Raw genomic sequence first — 14,767 nt, 5'->3', positions numbered from 1 at the left:
CCGGTCAGCAGTTCAGACGATCAACCACCTGGCGACCGCCACAGAGGCTGGCTCAACCCGGCCAATGCCGGTTATACGACGAGTGAACCAAAGTCGTCAACGATCGGAGCGGCAGTGTACAGTCGTAGGCTTCGATTCATGCCAACCGTGTGCCGACGACATGGACATTCAGCTGTTGATCATATGCGGGCTCACATTCGTAATCCACGTGATTGCGACGCTAGCGTATGCGGTTCGGATTGCTGGCGTTCGCACGCGCCGTATCGCCGTGTCATTCTCCCTATTCGGAATCATCGCCCTTGTTTCCCGGACGGCAAATTCCTTTCAGGGACCATTCATTGCGAAGCGGGTTGAACTGGATATCGCGCATCACCTGGAGCATGGTTTGCTCGGGGACTTTCGGCTTTTTCTGCTAACCGCCACGGTGGCAAGCACTGTCGGTGCGTTTCTGATTCCCACGTTTCAACGTTATTTCAGCCGCGCTGTCGAGCACTTCCAGGCAAATCGCTCGATCCCTCGTCTGATACTCCATATCTTCAGTCGAGGAGGCGTCGGCTACATTCGGCTTGGAGCGCGGCTTCCGTCCCGACACAACGTCACCCAACTAGCGACTGGGGCAGGCGTTTCCTGGAGAGTCATCGGACTCAACGTAATCGCGATGGCGATCTGGACAGTCGGCGTTTTCGCGTCGCTCTATGCTGGATACCTGAAACCAGATCTGCGCGTTACATGTGCGAATCTGTCGTCCGTTATCAATGGCTTTGCGACGGTGGTGTTGGCCGTCGTCATTGATCCGCAAGTCTCAGTCATGACTGACGACGTAATTGAAGGTCGGATTTCGGAAAACAGCTTCCGGCGAGCAATCACAACCCTCGCGGGTGCGCGGGTGCTCGGGACGCTATGCGCTCAGGCGGTGCTCGTCCCAGCGGCATTGATCATTGTTCGCATCGCCGAACTCATTTAGCGCTGCGACCCATACCGGAAACGTGCCTGGCATCGGGCGGCGAGCAAGTCCCATCTGACGATGGATTCCGTTTCGTGGACAATCCCAAAACACTTTGAGTTCGCCGGAGACTTCGCTGTGCGCATGTACCTTTCTTCCTTCGATGTGGGCGCCAGACCAGAACAACTCGTCGGCTTGGTCGGCGGTCAATTGCGAGCAGCAATTGTCGTCAACGCACTTGACCATCGCGAAGCGGCGCGCGCCCAATGGCTGGAGAGTCAGACAATCAAACTTCGAGCACTTGGCTTTACGGTGCAGGAACTTGATCTTCGGCAGTTCTTCGGAACAACCGATCGCCTGGATGAGACACTTGAGCAGTTCGACGCGGTATGGGTCAACGGTGGGAACGCATTCATACTTCGCAGGGCGATGAAGCAGAGCGGATTCGATGTCGTGATAGCGGATTTGCTCGAACGTGACAGAATCGTCTACTCGGGATTCAGTGCAGCAGCGGTCGTTGCGTCGAGCACGCTGCGCGCACTCGATCACGTCAGCGACCCCACCGAAGTTCCTCCGGGATACGATCCGGCAGTGGTCTGGGACGGGCTTGGAATCTTGCCGTTTTCCCTCGTCGTGCACTTTCAATCCGATCATCCCGAGTCGGAGGCCGTCGGTGAGGAGGTCGCATTCTATGAGCGCCACCAAATGCCATACAGGACTTTGAAAGATGGCGAGGCTTTTGTCATGGACAGCATACGGTGCGAGATCGTTGGCCCGTGCCGTTGCGAATGACCGGTATCCGGGACGGCAAGTGTCCCTTGTGGCACGGGTCCGGCCAACGGCCTCGCCCACGGGCGTGCCCCCCTTCCACGCGCCCTCTACGCCTCTGTTAAATGCCATTTACCTGTATAAACCGCCGCGCGAATCGCGAAAGCCTTACTGGGTAAGGCCTTCCGGTCAGCAGTTCAGGCAATCAACCACCTGGCGACCGCTACAGGGGCTGGCTCGAACCGGCCACAATCAGACGATGCATTTCGGAGCGCGCACGTCCGTCATCGTCTGCATGGCAGACCGTCGTCGAGCCGGGCGGTCGGGCATCGCACCGTCACGTCGTCAAACTCATGCGTCGGGTCGCACAGTTGCGCACGAATCGGGCGGGTCGATAGTCTCCGAATGGAAAGGTACCGGGCTGACATTCGGACGATGGCGTCAGCAGATGCGTCCGATGGGGTCCATCACACTGGTTCTCCAAGGTGCGCCGATCACGCAGGTTGAGCGGAGCAGCGGATATGAAAGCCAAAGCGCCCACGCCGTGGCCTTCAAAAAGCACTTCGGAATTTCGGCGTCCGGGTTTTGGCGTTCGGTCAAGCGCCTGGAGTCGTGATGACGTCCTCCTGTGTTCACCTACCCGGACTACCGGAGCGAACATGGATGATTGCAGCAAACGCCGTGAATGCCATCCCCGCCACACACACTCCGACCCAATGAAATCGAGGCCATGCATACGCGCCGACCGCTGAACCGAGCGCTCCGCCGCTGAAGTAGCAGACCATGTACACGGTATTGAGGCGACTGCGCGCTTCTGGTTTTAGCGCGAAAACACGCGATTGATTTGGCGTTTGCATCACCTGAAGGCCGGCGTCGAGAACGATCACGCCAATCGTCAATCCAGTCAGACTTGACGCACACGCCAGCAGAATCAAGAACGAAGTCGCAATGAGAAGAATGGCGAGCCATATGGCCGTACGCGGCCCGCGCCGATCAGCGAGCTTTCCAGCCCACGGGGCAGCAAGTGCACCGACCAGACCGACAATGCCAAACAATCCCGCACTCTGGGAACCGAGATGAAAGGGCGCGTCGGCCAGGAGCAGCGCGAGCGTCGACCAGAACAGGCTGAATGCCGCGAACAGGCTCGCTCCGATCAGGGCCGCTTCCCTCAAGCCACGCAATTCCACGGCAAGATCCCAAAGCGAAGCCAACAGCTTGCCATACGGCAACGCGGAGGTGGGCTGGCTTGCGGGCAGCGCATGGCGGACCACGATCGCCAATGCGGCCATCGCTACGATCGCAGCCCCAAACACAGCTCTCCAGCCCAGATACTGGCCGATAGAGCCTGACACTGTGCGCGCGAGCAAAATGCCTATCAGCAGTCCACTCATCACCGTCCCAACGGCCTGTCCACGGCGGGCTGGATGTGCAACTTCGGCAGCAAAGGGCCCCGCCTGCTGTGCCAACGTGGCGAAAACACCCAGCAGGAAACTCGCACCGATCAGAGTCAACAACGTCGGGGCTAAGGCGGCGATGAGCAGTGAAATGCAAACCCCCGCTGTCTGCCACTCGATTAAGCGGCGTCGATCGAGTTTGTCGCCCAACGGAGCGAATAGCAGCATCCCGGTTGCGAAACCGATCTGGGTCGCAGCAGGCACGGCACCTGTCCACGAAGCGTAACCGGGAAAGGACCGCTGAATGCTCTCAAGCAAAGGTTGGTTGTAGTAGATATTTGCAATGGCCGTCCCGGCAATAATCGCCAGGATTGAAAACACACGACGCAAAGATTGATCCGGGCGGTTCGAGAGTGATGATGTTGGCATGGCGCGCAATCAAGATCCTTCATCGTCGATACCCTACCAGTGCATCAGACGTCGTCAGCCGCGATAAAGCGCCATGCGAATCGGTGCACGGATGCTTTTCGTGGGGCGTAAAGGGAGGCGCGGTAACGCTCGAGAAGCAGCGGGGGAAGTGGCGGTAGGCCGCTGCGAAGGCCGCTTAAAGGAGCCGCGATGGGAGCTCCAAGCGAGCTTGAATCTTAGCATGGCACCGGGTTGAATGGCCGCGCACTGCGCGGGAGCCCCCCGCTCTCACGACATTCGTCCATAGCCGAGGTCACAAGAGACCGGATTTTCGCCAGTAACGGACACTCGCCCGTTTATCTAGATCGTCCGCAACGGGTCGAGTCCGGCCAACGGGTCCGCCGGCGGGCGTATGCCCCCTTCCTCACGCCCTCTACGCCTCTGTTCGAGGCCGCGTAATAGCCCGACCCCGCAGAGCCCGCGAACCCCGCCACCGACGTAATATTGATCACGTAGCCCTTGCGGCGCGCGCATACCGGGCAATACGGCGCGTGTGAGCGCGCAAAGGCCGAACGGCGCGGCGGAAGGCACCCGCGCGCGAAACCGGCTGGCGCGCGGGCGCAAGTCCAGCTGATAGCGGCCATGCCCAAAGTTTGCCGAAGCGCCAATCGCGCGAGCCATGTACCATACGGCGCTTGCGCATCCATGCAGCCCCATGCAGGGAACAACTCAAAAGCGCTTGCAAGCGCGCCCCGATTCACAGTCATTCGCCGGAGAAGAACCCCGATGTCCACCGCCACCGCGCCCGAACACGCCGATATCGTCGAAGCCGCACGCGCCCTCGAAGCACGCTACGGCACGCCCTGGTCCACCCCGCTGCCGGCCTGGAACGAAACGCTCGATACGCTGCTCGCGCATCGTTCGGTGCGCAATTACGCGGACCGCCCGCTGCCCGCGGGCACGCTGGAAACGCTGATCGCCGCCGCGCAATCGGCTTCCACCTCGTCGAATCTGCAAACGTGGAGCGTGGTTGCCGTCGAAAACCCCGCACGCAAGGCACGCCTTGCCGAACTCGCGGGCGGTCAGTCGCACGTTCGCGAAGCGCCGCTCTTTCTCGTGTGGCTCGCCGACCTCGCGCGCCTCGAAGCCGCCGGCGCGCGCAGCAGTGCGAGCGTCGAAGGACTGCACTACATCGAAACGCTGTTCGTCGGCGTGATCGATGCCGCGCTCGCCGCGCAAAATGCCGTGGTCGCGCTCGAATCGCTCGGCATGAGCGGCGTTTATATCGGCGGCATCCGCAATCAGCCCGAGCAGGTGGCCGCCGAACTCGGCCTGCCGCCGCGCGTGCTGCCCGTGTTCGGCCTGTGCGTGGGCTACCCCGACGAAACGCAGCCCGCGCAGGTGAAGCCGCGTCTGCCGCAGGCGGTCGTGCTCCATCGCGAGCAGTACGATGCGCCCTCGCAAGTGGCCGAAATTGCCCAGTATGACGAAGTAATGGGCGGCTTCCAGACCACCCAGGGCTTGAGCGCGGCGGGCTGGACCTCGCGCTCGCTCGCGCGCTGGCGCAGCCGCGAGTCGCTGCACGGCCGCGACCGCCTGCGTGACGCGCTCAACGCGCTCGGCTTCGAGCTACGCTGAACGCACCATACGATGGCCAGGCGCGCGCGGGTTGCATGATCCGCCGCGCCGCTCGACGAATGCGAAGTACGCACGCTCCAGAGGAGAAACGCAAATGAAAGTTGCTGTCATGGGCGCGGGCGCGGTGGGCTGCTTTTACGGCGGCATGCTCGCGCGCGCGGGACACGATGTGGTCTTGATCGGCCGACCGCAGCACGTCGAGGCCATCGCGCGCGACGGGCTGCGTCTCGAAGCGCAGCAGTTCGACGAGCGCATTGGCGCGCCGCGCGTCACGGCCAGCACCGAGGCGGCCGCTGTCGCGGGCGCGGACCTCGTGCTGTTCTGCGTGAAATCGACCGACACCGAAAGCGCGGGCGCTTCGATCAAGCCGCATCTCGGCGAGCACACGCTCGTGCTCACGCTCCAGAACGGTGTGGACAACGCTGAGCGCCTGCGCGGCGTGATTACGCAGGACGTGGCCGCCGCCGTGGTCTATGTCGCCACCGAAATGGCCGGTCCGGGCCACGTACGTCACCACGGGCGCGGCGAACTCGTGATCGAGCCGGCGCGCGCGAGCGAAACCGCCGCGCGCGCGCTCATCGCAGCGGGCGTGCCCACGGAAATCTCGCCCAATGTGCGCGGCGCGCTCTGGGCCAAGCTGATCGTGAACTGCGCGTACAACGCGCTGTCGGCCATCACGCAACTCCCTTACGGGCGACTCGTGCAAGGCGCGGGCGTGAGCGACGCGATGAGCGACATCGTGGCCGAATGCGTGGCGGTCGCGCAAGCGGACGGCGTGACCCTGCCGCCCGGCGTGGACGGCGCCGTGAGCCACATCGCGCAGACCATGCCCGGCCAGTATTCGTCGACGGCACAGGATCTCGCGCGCGGCAAGCGCAGCGAAATCGATCACCTCAACGGCTATGTCGTGCAACGGGGCGCTGCGCTGGGCGTGCCCACGCCCGCGAACAGGCTGCTGCAAACGCTCGTGCGTCTCATCGAGGACAAGGCGCACGCGGTGATTTAGGGCCGCCCTGGCCCGCGTATGCGTCCGGTAGCGTCCGGCAGCGGCTGGGGCAGCTTCTCGCGGAAGATCGCGAAGCGCCCCATGCGCGAGCAAGCATGCACGCCGAAAACCTCAGCGTTCGAACACGAGCAAAGTGGACGTAGCCGAGGCGTAAAGCTTGCCCTGCGCGTCGGTGATGCTGGCTTCCGTGAAGGCTGCGCGCCGCCCGATGCTGAGCACGCGTCCTTCGGCGCGCACGAGGCCCGTATGGGCCGTCATGGGCCGGTGATAGGACACCTTCAGCTCCAGCGTGGTGTAGCCCTGATTGGGGCCGAGGCGCGAATGCGCGGCGCAGCCGCAGGCGGAGTCGAGCAACGTGGCGGCATATCCGCCGTGCACGGTGCCAATGGGGTTGTACACGTGAAAGCCGGGCGTGGCCTCGAACACGACGCGGCCCTCTTCCACCTCGGCAAGCTCGAAGCCGAGCGTGTCGCCGATGGACGGGCCGCGCCCGCCCTGCAACATGCGCTGCAACTGTTCCAGGCCGGTCAGGCCGGCGGGCAATTCTTCTACGAGGTTCATGGCGGCGGTCTCTGTCGAAAGGGCGCGCGTCTGCGCGCGCGGGTCAAATGGTGCAATCGCGGCGCAGCAACGCGCCGGTTCGCCATCGTACCGTTTTTAGAACGATCGTGCTTAAACCTGCTGAAGCACAACAGCCCGCCGAGGTTTCAATACGTCTCCAGGTGCAGCCGCCCTTCGCGCTTGAGCCGCTCCCACAGCGCCTCCCAGTCCATGCCGTGCTTGCCGGCTATCTCCTGGAGCGCTTGCAGCACGCCGTCTTCCATGCCCTTGAGCCCGCAAACGTAGATATGCGTGTTGCCGTCCTTGAGCAGTTGCGCGACGTCCACGGCGCGCTCGCGCATGGCGTCCTGCACATAGCGCCTCGGCTGGCCCGGCGTGCGCGAAAAGGCCAGGTTCGTGTCGATGAAATCCTTCGGCAGATTCATCAGCGGTCCGAAGTATGGCAACTCCTGCTGGGTGCGCGCGCCGAAAAACAGCATGAGCTTGCCGGTGGCGCCCTTGAGCCGGCGGCGGCGGCGATATTCGGTCATCGCGCGCATGGGTGCCGAGCCGGTGCCCGTGCAGATCATCAGCAGGTGCGAGTTCGGATGGTTCGGCATGAGGAAGGTATTGCCGAACGGGCCGATCACCGTCACCACGTCGCCCTTTTTCAGGTCGCACAGGTAATTCGAGCACACGCCGTCGGTGGCGTTGCCGCTGTGGTCGCGCGTCACGCGCTTCACCGTGAGCGAGACGTTGTTGTAGCCGGGGCGCTCGCCGTCGCGCGGGCTGGCGATCGAATACTGGCGCGCATGGTGAACGCGTCCCTCGGCGTTCGCGCCCGGCGGCAGGATGCCGATCGACTGGCCTTCCAGCACCGGGAACGGCATCACGCCAAAGTCGAGCACGATGTGATGAATATCGCTTTCGGTGGCGTCGTCGGTGAGGCGATAGTTGCCCACCACGGTCGCCGTGGTGGGCGCCTTGTGCGTGTACAGGTGAACGTAGGGCCGCGCCGCCGACCACGGCGGCAGCGTCGAGCCGCGCACCATATCGGAGCCCGCGATGGGCGCGTCGGCGGCTTCAGGCGCGGCGTCTGATGCGAGATCGTGCGAGGAACCGGCGGCGGCCTGGGCCACGCCACCGCTCTGAGGTGGCGCTTGCACCGGCGCACCCACCGAAGGATTCTGCGCGGGCAACTCGTCCCACGTGAACTGCTCGTCCGTGCCGTACACCTCGGCCTTCAGCACGTTGCGCCAGTTGTCGATCGCGCCGGTCGGGCACGGCGGCACGCAGGCCATGCAGGCGTTGCAGGTATCGGCCTTCACCACATAGTTGTTGCCGTCGTGCGTGATCGCGTCGACCGGACACGTCTCCTCGCACGTATTGCAGCGTATGCAGATTTCAGGATCGATCAGGTGCTGCCTGAGAATTTCCACGGGTACCGGACCGTTCATGTTTGTCTCCCGCCGCGGCGCGCGAACCAGGTGCCGCGCGGCACGGCTCCCTCCTCAATTGAAGCGCACGTACTCGAAGTCGACCGGCTGCCGGTTGATCCCCATGGCCGGCGGCGCGATCCAGTTGGCGAACTTGCCCGGCTCGACCACGCGCCCCATGAGCGAGGCCACATACGCGCGGTCCTCGGGCGTGGGCAGCCATTTCGCCTCGTTCGCCGCCCATTCGGCCTCGCCGATCACGCGGCCATCGGGCGACACGCGCACGCCCGCGAAGGTGCCGATCTGGCGATTGAACGCCTTGTGCGGCACGGTGAGCCGAACGTCGATGCCCGCCTTCTCCAGCACCTTGTTCCAGCGGTTCACGCCCGCGATCGAGTCCTTGATGTAGTCGTCGCGCAGCACCTCGTTCATGGCGTTGAGCATCGGCACCTCGCGCTCCACCAGCTTGCCTTCCTGCACGTCCAGCAGCCGGTATTGCTGGCCTTCGAGCCGATGGTCGTCGTCGCGTTTGGTCTCCTCGTAGCGGCCCTTCAGGCCCGAGCTATAGAAGATCGCGGCGTTCGACGAGTGATCGGCGCCGAACAGATCGATCGTCACCGAGTAGTGAAAGTTCAGGTAGCGCTGGATCGTTTCGAGGTCGATCACGCCCGCGCCGCGCAGGCGGCTCACGTCGTCGGTCTTGAGCTCGTTCATGACCTGCGCGGTGCGTTGCACGACGCGCGAGATGCCTGACTCGCCCACGAACATGTGATGCGCTTCCTCGGTCAGCATAAACTTCGTGGTGCGGGCGAGCGGGTCGAAGCCCGACTCGGACAGCGCCGAAAGCTGGAACTTGCCGTCGCGGTCGGTGAAATACGTGAACATGTAGAACGCCAGCCAGTCGGGCGTTTTCTCGTTGAACGCGCCGAGAATGCGCGGGTTGTCGTCGTCGCCCGAGCGGCGCTCCAGTAATGCTTCGGCTTCCTCACGACCGTCGCGGCCGAAGTAGCGATGCAACAGGTAGACCATCGCCCACAGGTGCCGGCCTTCCTCCACGTTCACCTGGAACAGGTTGCGCAGGTCGTACTGGGAAGGCGCGGTCAAGCCGAGATGGCGCTGCTGCTCGACCGAAGCGGGCTCCGTGTCGCCCTGCGTGACGATGATGCGACGCAGGTTCGCGCGGTGCTCGCCCGGCACGTCCTGCCATGCGGCTTCACCCTTGTGCGCGCCGAAATGAATCGTGCGATCGGCCTCGCCCGGCGTGAGAAAGATACCCCAGCGGTAGTCGGGCATCTTCACGTGGTCGAAGTGCGCCCAGCCGCCCGCGTCCACGCTCACCGCCGTGCGCAGGTACACATCGTAGCCGTGCGAGCCGTCCGGCCCCATGTCGCCCCACCACGAAAGAAAATTGGGCTGCCACTGCTCCAGCGCGCGTTGCAGCGCGCGATCGTCGGCGAGATTGACGTTGTTGGGAATCTTTTCGCTGTAGTTGATCGTGGACATTTGAGTTCCTTGCGGCGGGCATCAACGGATGCGGCGGATACGGTGGCTGCGGCTATCAGATGGCGCGATCAGACGCGGGCAACGTCGAACTGCGCCTTGCTGCCCTTGCCGTACACCTTGAGCGCGCCCTTCTCGCCCACGGCGTTGGGCCGGTTGAAGATCCAGTTCTGCCACGCGGAAAGACGCCCGAAAATGCGCGTTTCCATGGTTTCCGGCCCGTTGAAGCGCAGGTTCGCTTCGAGACCCGTGAGCGCGTCGGGCGACATGGCCGCGCGTTCCTCCAGCGCAAGACGAATTTCGTCGGGCCAGTCGATATCGTCGGGCGAAGCCGTCACGAGCCCAAGGTGCTCGGCCTCGACGGGCTTCACGGCCACGCCGATCTTCGCGCGCACGGCGTCCATGGGTTCGGCTTCCTCATAGAACCGGCGCGCGAGTCTGGACTGCTGCGTGACCATCGGATAGAGGCCGAAATTCGCTTCGGAAAGCGTGATCGCCGGTTCCTCGTCTTCGTTCGCGGGCAATGCCGCCATATAAGCGCGGTCGGCGGCGAACGCCAGCTCGGCGAAGGTGCCGGCGAAACACGAACCCGGCTCGATCAGCGCGAACAGCGAGCGCGAGGAAACGTCGATGCGCGCCAGTGTACGGCGCAGCATGCCGATGGTTTCGCGCACGAACCAGTGCTCGCGGTGGGCGAGCAACGCGGCGTCGGCGGCGAGCACGGTGCGCGCGTCGCCTTCGGTCTTCAGGATCCACGTGCCGATGTCCAGCTCGTTGGTGCGCATGGTGAGAATCGCGTCGTCAAGCTCGCGGGCGAACTGTAGCGGCCACCACGACGCACCGGCGGCGACGATCGATTCGATGTCCGAAGCAGGCGCCGTGGCGGGCGCTTTCGCCGTGAACGTGGCGGTGCGCTTCGCGCGGTCAATCGCCACTTCCACGGTGGCGTAGCTCAGGCCGCCGGCGTGCTCCACGCGCTCGACGCGCGTGAGCGCCACGCCCTGCGCACCGGCCGGGCGGTCGCTCGCGGCGGCCAGTTCGAGCGCGCGCGCCTGCACGGCCGGGCCGAACTGGTTGGGCTTCACGACCTCATCGACGAGGCGCCAGGCCTTGGCCCGCTCGCCGCGAATGCCTTCCACCAAGGTACAGAAAATGTCGGCCCGGTCGTGGCGCACCTTGCGCTTGTCGGTCAGGCGCGTGAGGCCGCCCGTGCCCGGCAACACGCCGAGCAGCGGCACCTCGGGCAGCGCGACCGACGACGACCGGTCGTCCACGAGCATGATCTCGTCGCACGCGAGCGCCAGTTCATAGCCGCCGCCCGCGCAGGCGCCGTTCACGGCGGCAATGAACTTCAGGCCCGAGTGGCGCGACGAATCTTCCATGCCGTTGCGCGTTTCGTTGGTGAACTTGCAGAAGTTGACCTTCCACGCATGAGCGGAAAGGCCGAGCATGAAGATATTCGCGCCCGAGCAGAACACGCGGTCTTTCAGGCTGGTCAGCACGACGGTGCGCACTTCCGGGTGCTCGAAACGGATGCGCTGAAGTGCATCGTGCAGTTCGATATCGACGCCCAGGTCGTACGAATTGAGCTTGAGCTTGTAGCCCTCGCGAATGCCGCCGTCCTCGGCGATATCGATGCCGAGCGTGGCGACGGGGCCGTCGAACGCGAGTTTCCAGTGGCGGTACTGCGAGGGATCGGTGCGGTAGTCGACTCGTTGCGGGGCGACGGCGGTTTCGGCCATGAGCGTCTCCAGATGCACATTCGTTTTAATGAACGATAGTGCAACACTCATTCGAAGTAAAGCACTTTAATGCACTTTACTTCAGGTGATGGGTAAACCCCATCCCACCTCGCCCCCGCTGCTCAGTCGATGCGCGGCGCCTCCGCGCCCAGGCGCGCCGCGAGGCGGTCGCGCAGTTGCAGGTAGGCGTCCGCGAGCGTCTTCTCGCTGGTGTCGAACGTCATGTCGGCGCGGCCGTAAAGCTCGCTGCGACCGGCCAGAATGCGCTTGAGGTCGTCCATCGCCTCCCGGTTGCCCGACATGGGCCGCAGGTCGCCTTGCGCCACCACGCGGCGCATGTGCTCCTCGGGCGTGGCCTGCAACCAGACCGTGAAGCAGTGCGCGAGCAGCACGTTGAAGGTGGCGGGCTCCGACACGAGCCCCCCCGGCGAGGCAATCACGGCGCGCGGGTGTTCGGCAACCACGGCCTCCAGCGCGCGGTGCTCGTAGCGGCGGTAGGCGCTCGCGCCATACAGCGAATGGATTTCGGAAGGCGGGCAGCCCGCAAGCTGCTCGATCACGCGCGTGAGCTCGACGAACGGCACTTTCAGCTCCTGCGCGAGCATGCGTCCGAGCGTGGACTTGCCCGCGCCGCGCAGGCCGATGAGCGCGATGCGGTCGTTGCGGTGCGGGTCGGCCGGCGCCTGCGAGAACATCTCGGCAAGCGCGATGCGCGCGCGCTGCAAGGCGGCGGGATCGCGCCCCTGCAACAGTTCGCGGATCAGGAGCCATTCGGCCGACGAGGTCGTGACATCGCCAATCACCTCGGCCAGCGGGCAACTAAGCGTATTCGCGATCTGCCGCAGCACCAGCACCGAAGCGTTGCCCACGCCCGACTCCAGATTCGCCAGATGCCGCTCCGACAGCCCGGTCTCCGCCGCCAGCGTCTTGCGCGTCATGCCGCGTCGCGCGCGCAGCATGCGCACGCGCTCGCCCATGGCGGTCAGGAACGGATCGCGCTCCGCGCGCTCGGCCCGCCCCGCGTCGTCGGCGGCTTCCGCCGGGAGCTCGGCAATGTAAGTTTGCTTCATCTTCGGAGACCCTTAACCCCATCTAAATGTACTATAGTGCTTGACATGCATTTTGCGAACCGCTAATTTTCCGTCAAAAGAATGCCCGATCACAAATAGACGTATAGCGGCTTGCAGCAGCGCCCCGCCACCATGCGGGCACGATGGGAGACACGCATGTCACCGCAAGACTTCGAGCGCCTCGTCGCAGGCGTCACCGGGCAGATCGCCGCCCGTCCGCTCGATGATGCACTCGATGCATGGCTCAACGCCACCTGGCCGAACGGCAGCCCGACCTTCGAGGCGCTGGCGCAAGCCTGCCGGGCGGGCGTGGCGCAAGGCTGGCTGTGCAACCGTGAGGCGGGCGGCTTGCGCTACGGGCGCATCTTCAAGGCGCTGCCGGCCACGCACGGCTTCTCCGTCGACGTGGTGAGCATGAAAGATATTGCCGGTCCCCACCACACGCACCCGAACGGCGAGATCGACCTCATCATGCCGCTTGCTGAAGGCGCGACCTTCGACGGCCGCCCGGCCGGCTGGTGCGTATACGGTCCCGGCAGCGCGCATCGGCCGACCGTCGCCAACGGCGCGGCGCTGGTGCTCTATCTGCTGCCCCAAGGCGCGATCGAATTCACCCCGCAAGTCTGAAGCGCTGGTTGTACTGCCTCGCCCGCCGACAAAGACGCACAGAACGGAGACAATATCGTGGATACCCAGACAGCGTCGCCCGCGCAGCCCACGCCCGCGGCCGCGTCCCCCGCGCGAGGCGCCGAACCGCCACCCGCGCTATTCAACTTCGCCACGCATCTGTTCGCGCTCAATCGCGCGCGCGCCGCCAAGACCGCCTATATCGACGACACGCTCACGCTGAGCTACGGCGAACTCGAAACGCAGGCACACCGCTTCGCCAGTGCGATGCGCGCGCTGGGCGTTCACGCGGAAGAGCGCATCCTGCTCGTGATGCTCGACACGATCGAATTGCCGATAGCGTTCCTTGGCGCGCTCCATGCGGGCATCGTGCCCGTGATCGTCAATACGCTGCTCACGCCGGCCGACTACGTCTATATGCTCACGCACAGCCGCGCACGCGCGGTGATCGCCTCGGGCGCGGTGCTGGCCAACGTGCGCGCGGCGCTTGCCGAAGCGCAATGCGAGGACTGCGAATTAATCGTCTCACAGCCGTTGGCCGAAAGCGCAAACAGCACGCCTGAATCGCCGCGTGTGCTCGCCGACCTGCTCGCGCGCGCCGAGCCCGCGCCGCGCGCCGCGCAAACGAGCGGCGACGACATCGCGTTCTGGCTCTACTCGTCCGGTTCGACGGGCAAGCCCAAAGGCACCGTGCACACGCACGCGAATCTCTACTGGACCGTGGAGACCTACGCGAAACCGATTCTCGGCATACGCGAGAGCGACGTGGTGTTTTCAGCGGCGAAGCTGTTCTTCGCGTACGGGCTTGGTAACGGCCTCTCGTTTCCGCTCTCGGTGGGCGCGACCACGGTGCTGATGGCCGAGCGGCCCACGGCCGGTGCCGTGTTCGCGCGGCTCGTCAAGCATCGCCCGACCGTGTTCTACGGCGTGCCCACGCTCTACGCGAGCATGATGGCCTCGCCCAACCTGCCCGCGCGCGCCGACGTCGCGCTGCGCATTTGCGCCTCGGCGGGCGAGGCGCTGCCGCGCGAGATCGGCGAGCGCTTCAGGCAGCATTTCGGCGCCGACATTCTCGACGGCCTCGGCTCGACCGAGATGCTGCACATCTTCCTCTCCAACCGCCCCGACCTCGTCGAATACGGCACCACGGGCCGCCCCGTGCCCGGCTACGACATCGAGTTGCGCGACGAAAGCGGCCGCCTCGTGCCCGATGGCGAGATCGGCGACCTGTATATTCGCGGGCCGAGCGCGGCCGTGATGTACTGGTGCAATCGCGAGAAGTCGCGCGCGACCTTTCTGGGCGACTGGGTGCGAAGCGGCGACAAGTACCGGCGGCTGCCGGGCGGCGCCTATGTGTACGCGGGCCGCAGCGACGACATGCTCAAGGTGAGCGGTCAATACGTCTCGCCCATCGAGGTGGAGATGGTGCTCATGCAGCACGACGCGGTGCTCGAAGCGGCCGTGATCGGCGTCGATCAGGGCGGCCTCGTGAAGACCTGCGCGTTCGTCGTGCTCAAGCAGGAGGCGCAGGACGCCGCGCACGACATGCTGGCCGAAACGCTGAAGGCGTTCGTCAAGACGCGGCTCGCGCCGCACAAGTATCCGCGCGACATCCTGTTCGTGGACGACCTGCCCAAGACCGCGACCGGTAAAATCCAGCGCTTCCGCCTGCGCCAGCAGTTTCAGTCGTGACCT

At 64.6% G+C, this 14,767-nt stretch carries 12 protein-coding genes; 6 read left to right on the top strand and 6 right to left on the bottom strand.

Going from position 1 to position 14,767, the window contains the following annotated elements:
- The first annotated feature begins 160 nt into the window (after window positions 1–160).
- Both C7402_RS05085 and C7402_RS05080 read left to right on the top strand, forming a co-directional pair.
- Window positions 161–964, top strand: coding sequence for a lipid II flippase Amj family protein (locus tag C7402_RS05085; RefSeq protein WP_116609823.1), 804 nt, complete (start codon window positions 161–163; stop codon window positions 962–964).
- 60 nt (window positions 965–1,024) lie between these two features.
- Window positions 1,025–1,735 (top strand): Type 1 glutamine amidotransferase-like domain-containing protein, encoded by a 711-nt coding sequence (locus C7402_RS05080; RefSeq protein WP_224039280.1) that lies wholly within the window; start codon window positions 1,025–1,027, stop codon window positions 1,733–1,735.
- Window positions 1,736–2,343: 608 nt separating this feature from the next.
- Here the strand turns inward: C7402_RS05080 and C7402_RS05070 are convergent.
- Window positions 2,344–3,534 carry an MFS transporter gene (locus tag C7402_RS05070; protein WP_116609822.1) on the bottom strand — a complete coding sequence of 397 codons (1,191 nt, stop codon included), beginning with the start codon at window positions 3,532–3,534 and terminating at the stop codon, window positions 2,344–2,346.
- 765 nt (window positions 3,535–4,299) lie between these two features.
- Here C7402_RS05070 and C7402_RS05060 point away from each other — a divergent pair.
- Both C7402_RS05060 and C7402_RS05055 read left to right on the top strand, forming a co-directional pair.
- Window positions 4,300–5,151 (top strand): NADPH-dependent oxidoreductase, encoded by an 852-nt coding sequence (locus tag C7402_RS05060; RefSeq protein ID WP_116609821.1) that lies wholly within the window; start codon window positions 4,300–4,302, stop codon window positions 5,149–5,151.
- A 94-nt stretch (window positions 5,152–5,245) separates the two neighbouring features.
- Entirely contained in the window at window positions 5,246–6,157 is a 912-nt protein-coding gene (locus C7402_RS05055) for a ketopantoate reductase family protein (RefSeq protein ID WP_116609820.1), read from the top strand.
- Window positions 6,158–6,268: 111 nt separating this feature from the next.
- Here the strand turns inward: C7402_RS05055 and C7402_RS05050 are convergent, their stop codons facing one another.
- The 5 genes from C7402_RS05050 to C7402_RS05030 form a co-directional block, all read right to left on the bottom strand.
- Window positions 6,269–6,718 (bottom strand): PaaI family thioesterase, encoded by a 450-nt coding sequence (locus tag C7402_RS05050; protein WP_112169552.1) that lies wholly within the window; start codon window positions 6,716–6,718, stop codon window positions 6,269–6,271.
- Between the two features lie 146 nt (window positions 6,719–6,864).
- A complete protein-coding gene (gene boxA, locus C7402_RS05045; RefSeq protein WP_116609819.1) occupies window positions 6,865–8,154 on the bottom strand; it encodes a benzoyl-CoA 2,3-epoxidase subunit BoxA in 1,290 nt (429 codons plus the stop codon).
- Between the two features lie 54 nt (window positions 8,155–8,208).
- Window positions 8,209–9,636 carry a benzoyl-CoA 2,3-epoxidase subunit BoxB gene (gene boxB, locus C7402_RS05040; RefSeq protein ID WP_116609818.1) on the bottom strand — a complete coding sequence of 476 codons (1,428 nt, stop codon included), beginning with the start codon at window positions 9,634–9,636 and terminating at the stop codon, window positions 8,209–8,211.
- A 68-nt stretch (window positions 9,637–9,704) separates the two neighbouring features.
- Complete coding sequence (gene boxC / locus C7402_RS05035; protein WP_116609817.1) at window positions 9,705–11,375, bottom strand: 2,3-epoxybenzoyl-CoA dihydrolase; 1,671 nt, start codon at window positions 11,373–11,375, stop codon at window positions 9,705–9,707.
- Window positions 11,376–11,497: 122 nt separating this feature from the next.
- Window positions 11,498–12,445, bottom strand: a complete 948-nt coding sequence (locus C7402_RS05030; RefSeq protein WP_116609816.1) for a helix-turn-helix transcriptional regulator — start codon at window positions 12,443–12,445, stop codon at window positions 11,498–11,500.
- A 156-nt stretch (window positions 12,446–12,601) separates the two neighbouring features.
- Between C7402_RS05030 and C7402_RS05025 the strand changes: the two genes are divergently transcribed.
- Window positions 12,602–13,072 (top strand): DUF4863 family protein, encoded by a 471-nt coding sequence (locus C7402_RS05025; RefSeq protein ID WP_116609815.1) that lies wholly within the window; start codon window positions 12,602–12,604, stop codon window positions 13,070–13,072.
- Between the two features lie 57 nt (window positions 13,073–13,129).
- Window positions 13,130–14,764: a benzoate-CoA ligase family protein gene (locus tag C7402_RS05020; RefSeq protein WP_116609814.1), complete on the top strand. Its 1,635-nt coding sequence runs from the start codon at window positions 13,130–13,132 to the stop codon at window positions 14,762–14,764.
- Window positions 14,765–14,767 lie beyond the last annotated feature (3 nt).

The sequence above is a fragment of the Paraburkholderia unamae genome (assembly GCF_003096875.1).
In the GTDB taxonomy this organism is placed as follows: domain Bacteria; phylum Pseudomonadota; class Gammaproteobacteria; order Burkholderiales; family Burkholderiaceae; genus Paraburkholderia; species Paraburkholderia unamae.
The sequence above is the reverse complement of the archived record's forward strand: the minus strand, read 5'-3'. Positions and strand labels throughout refer to the sequence as shown.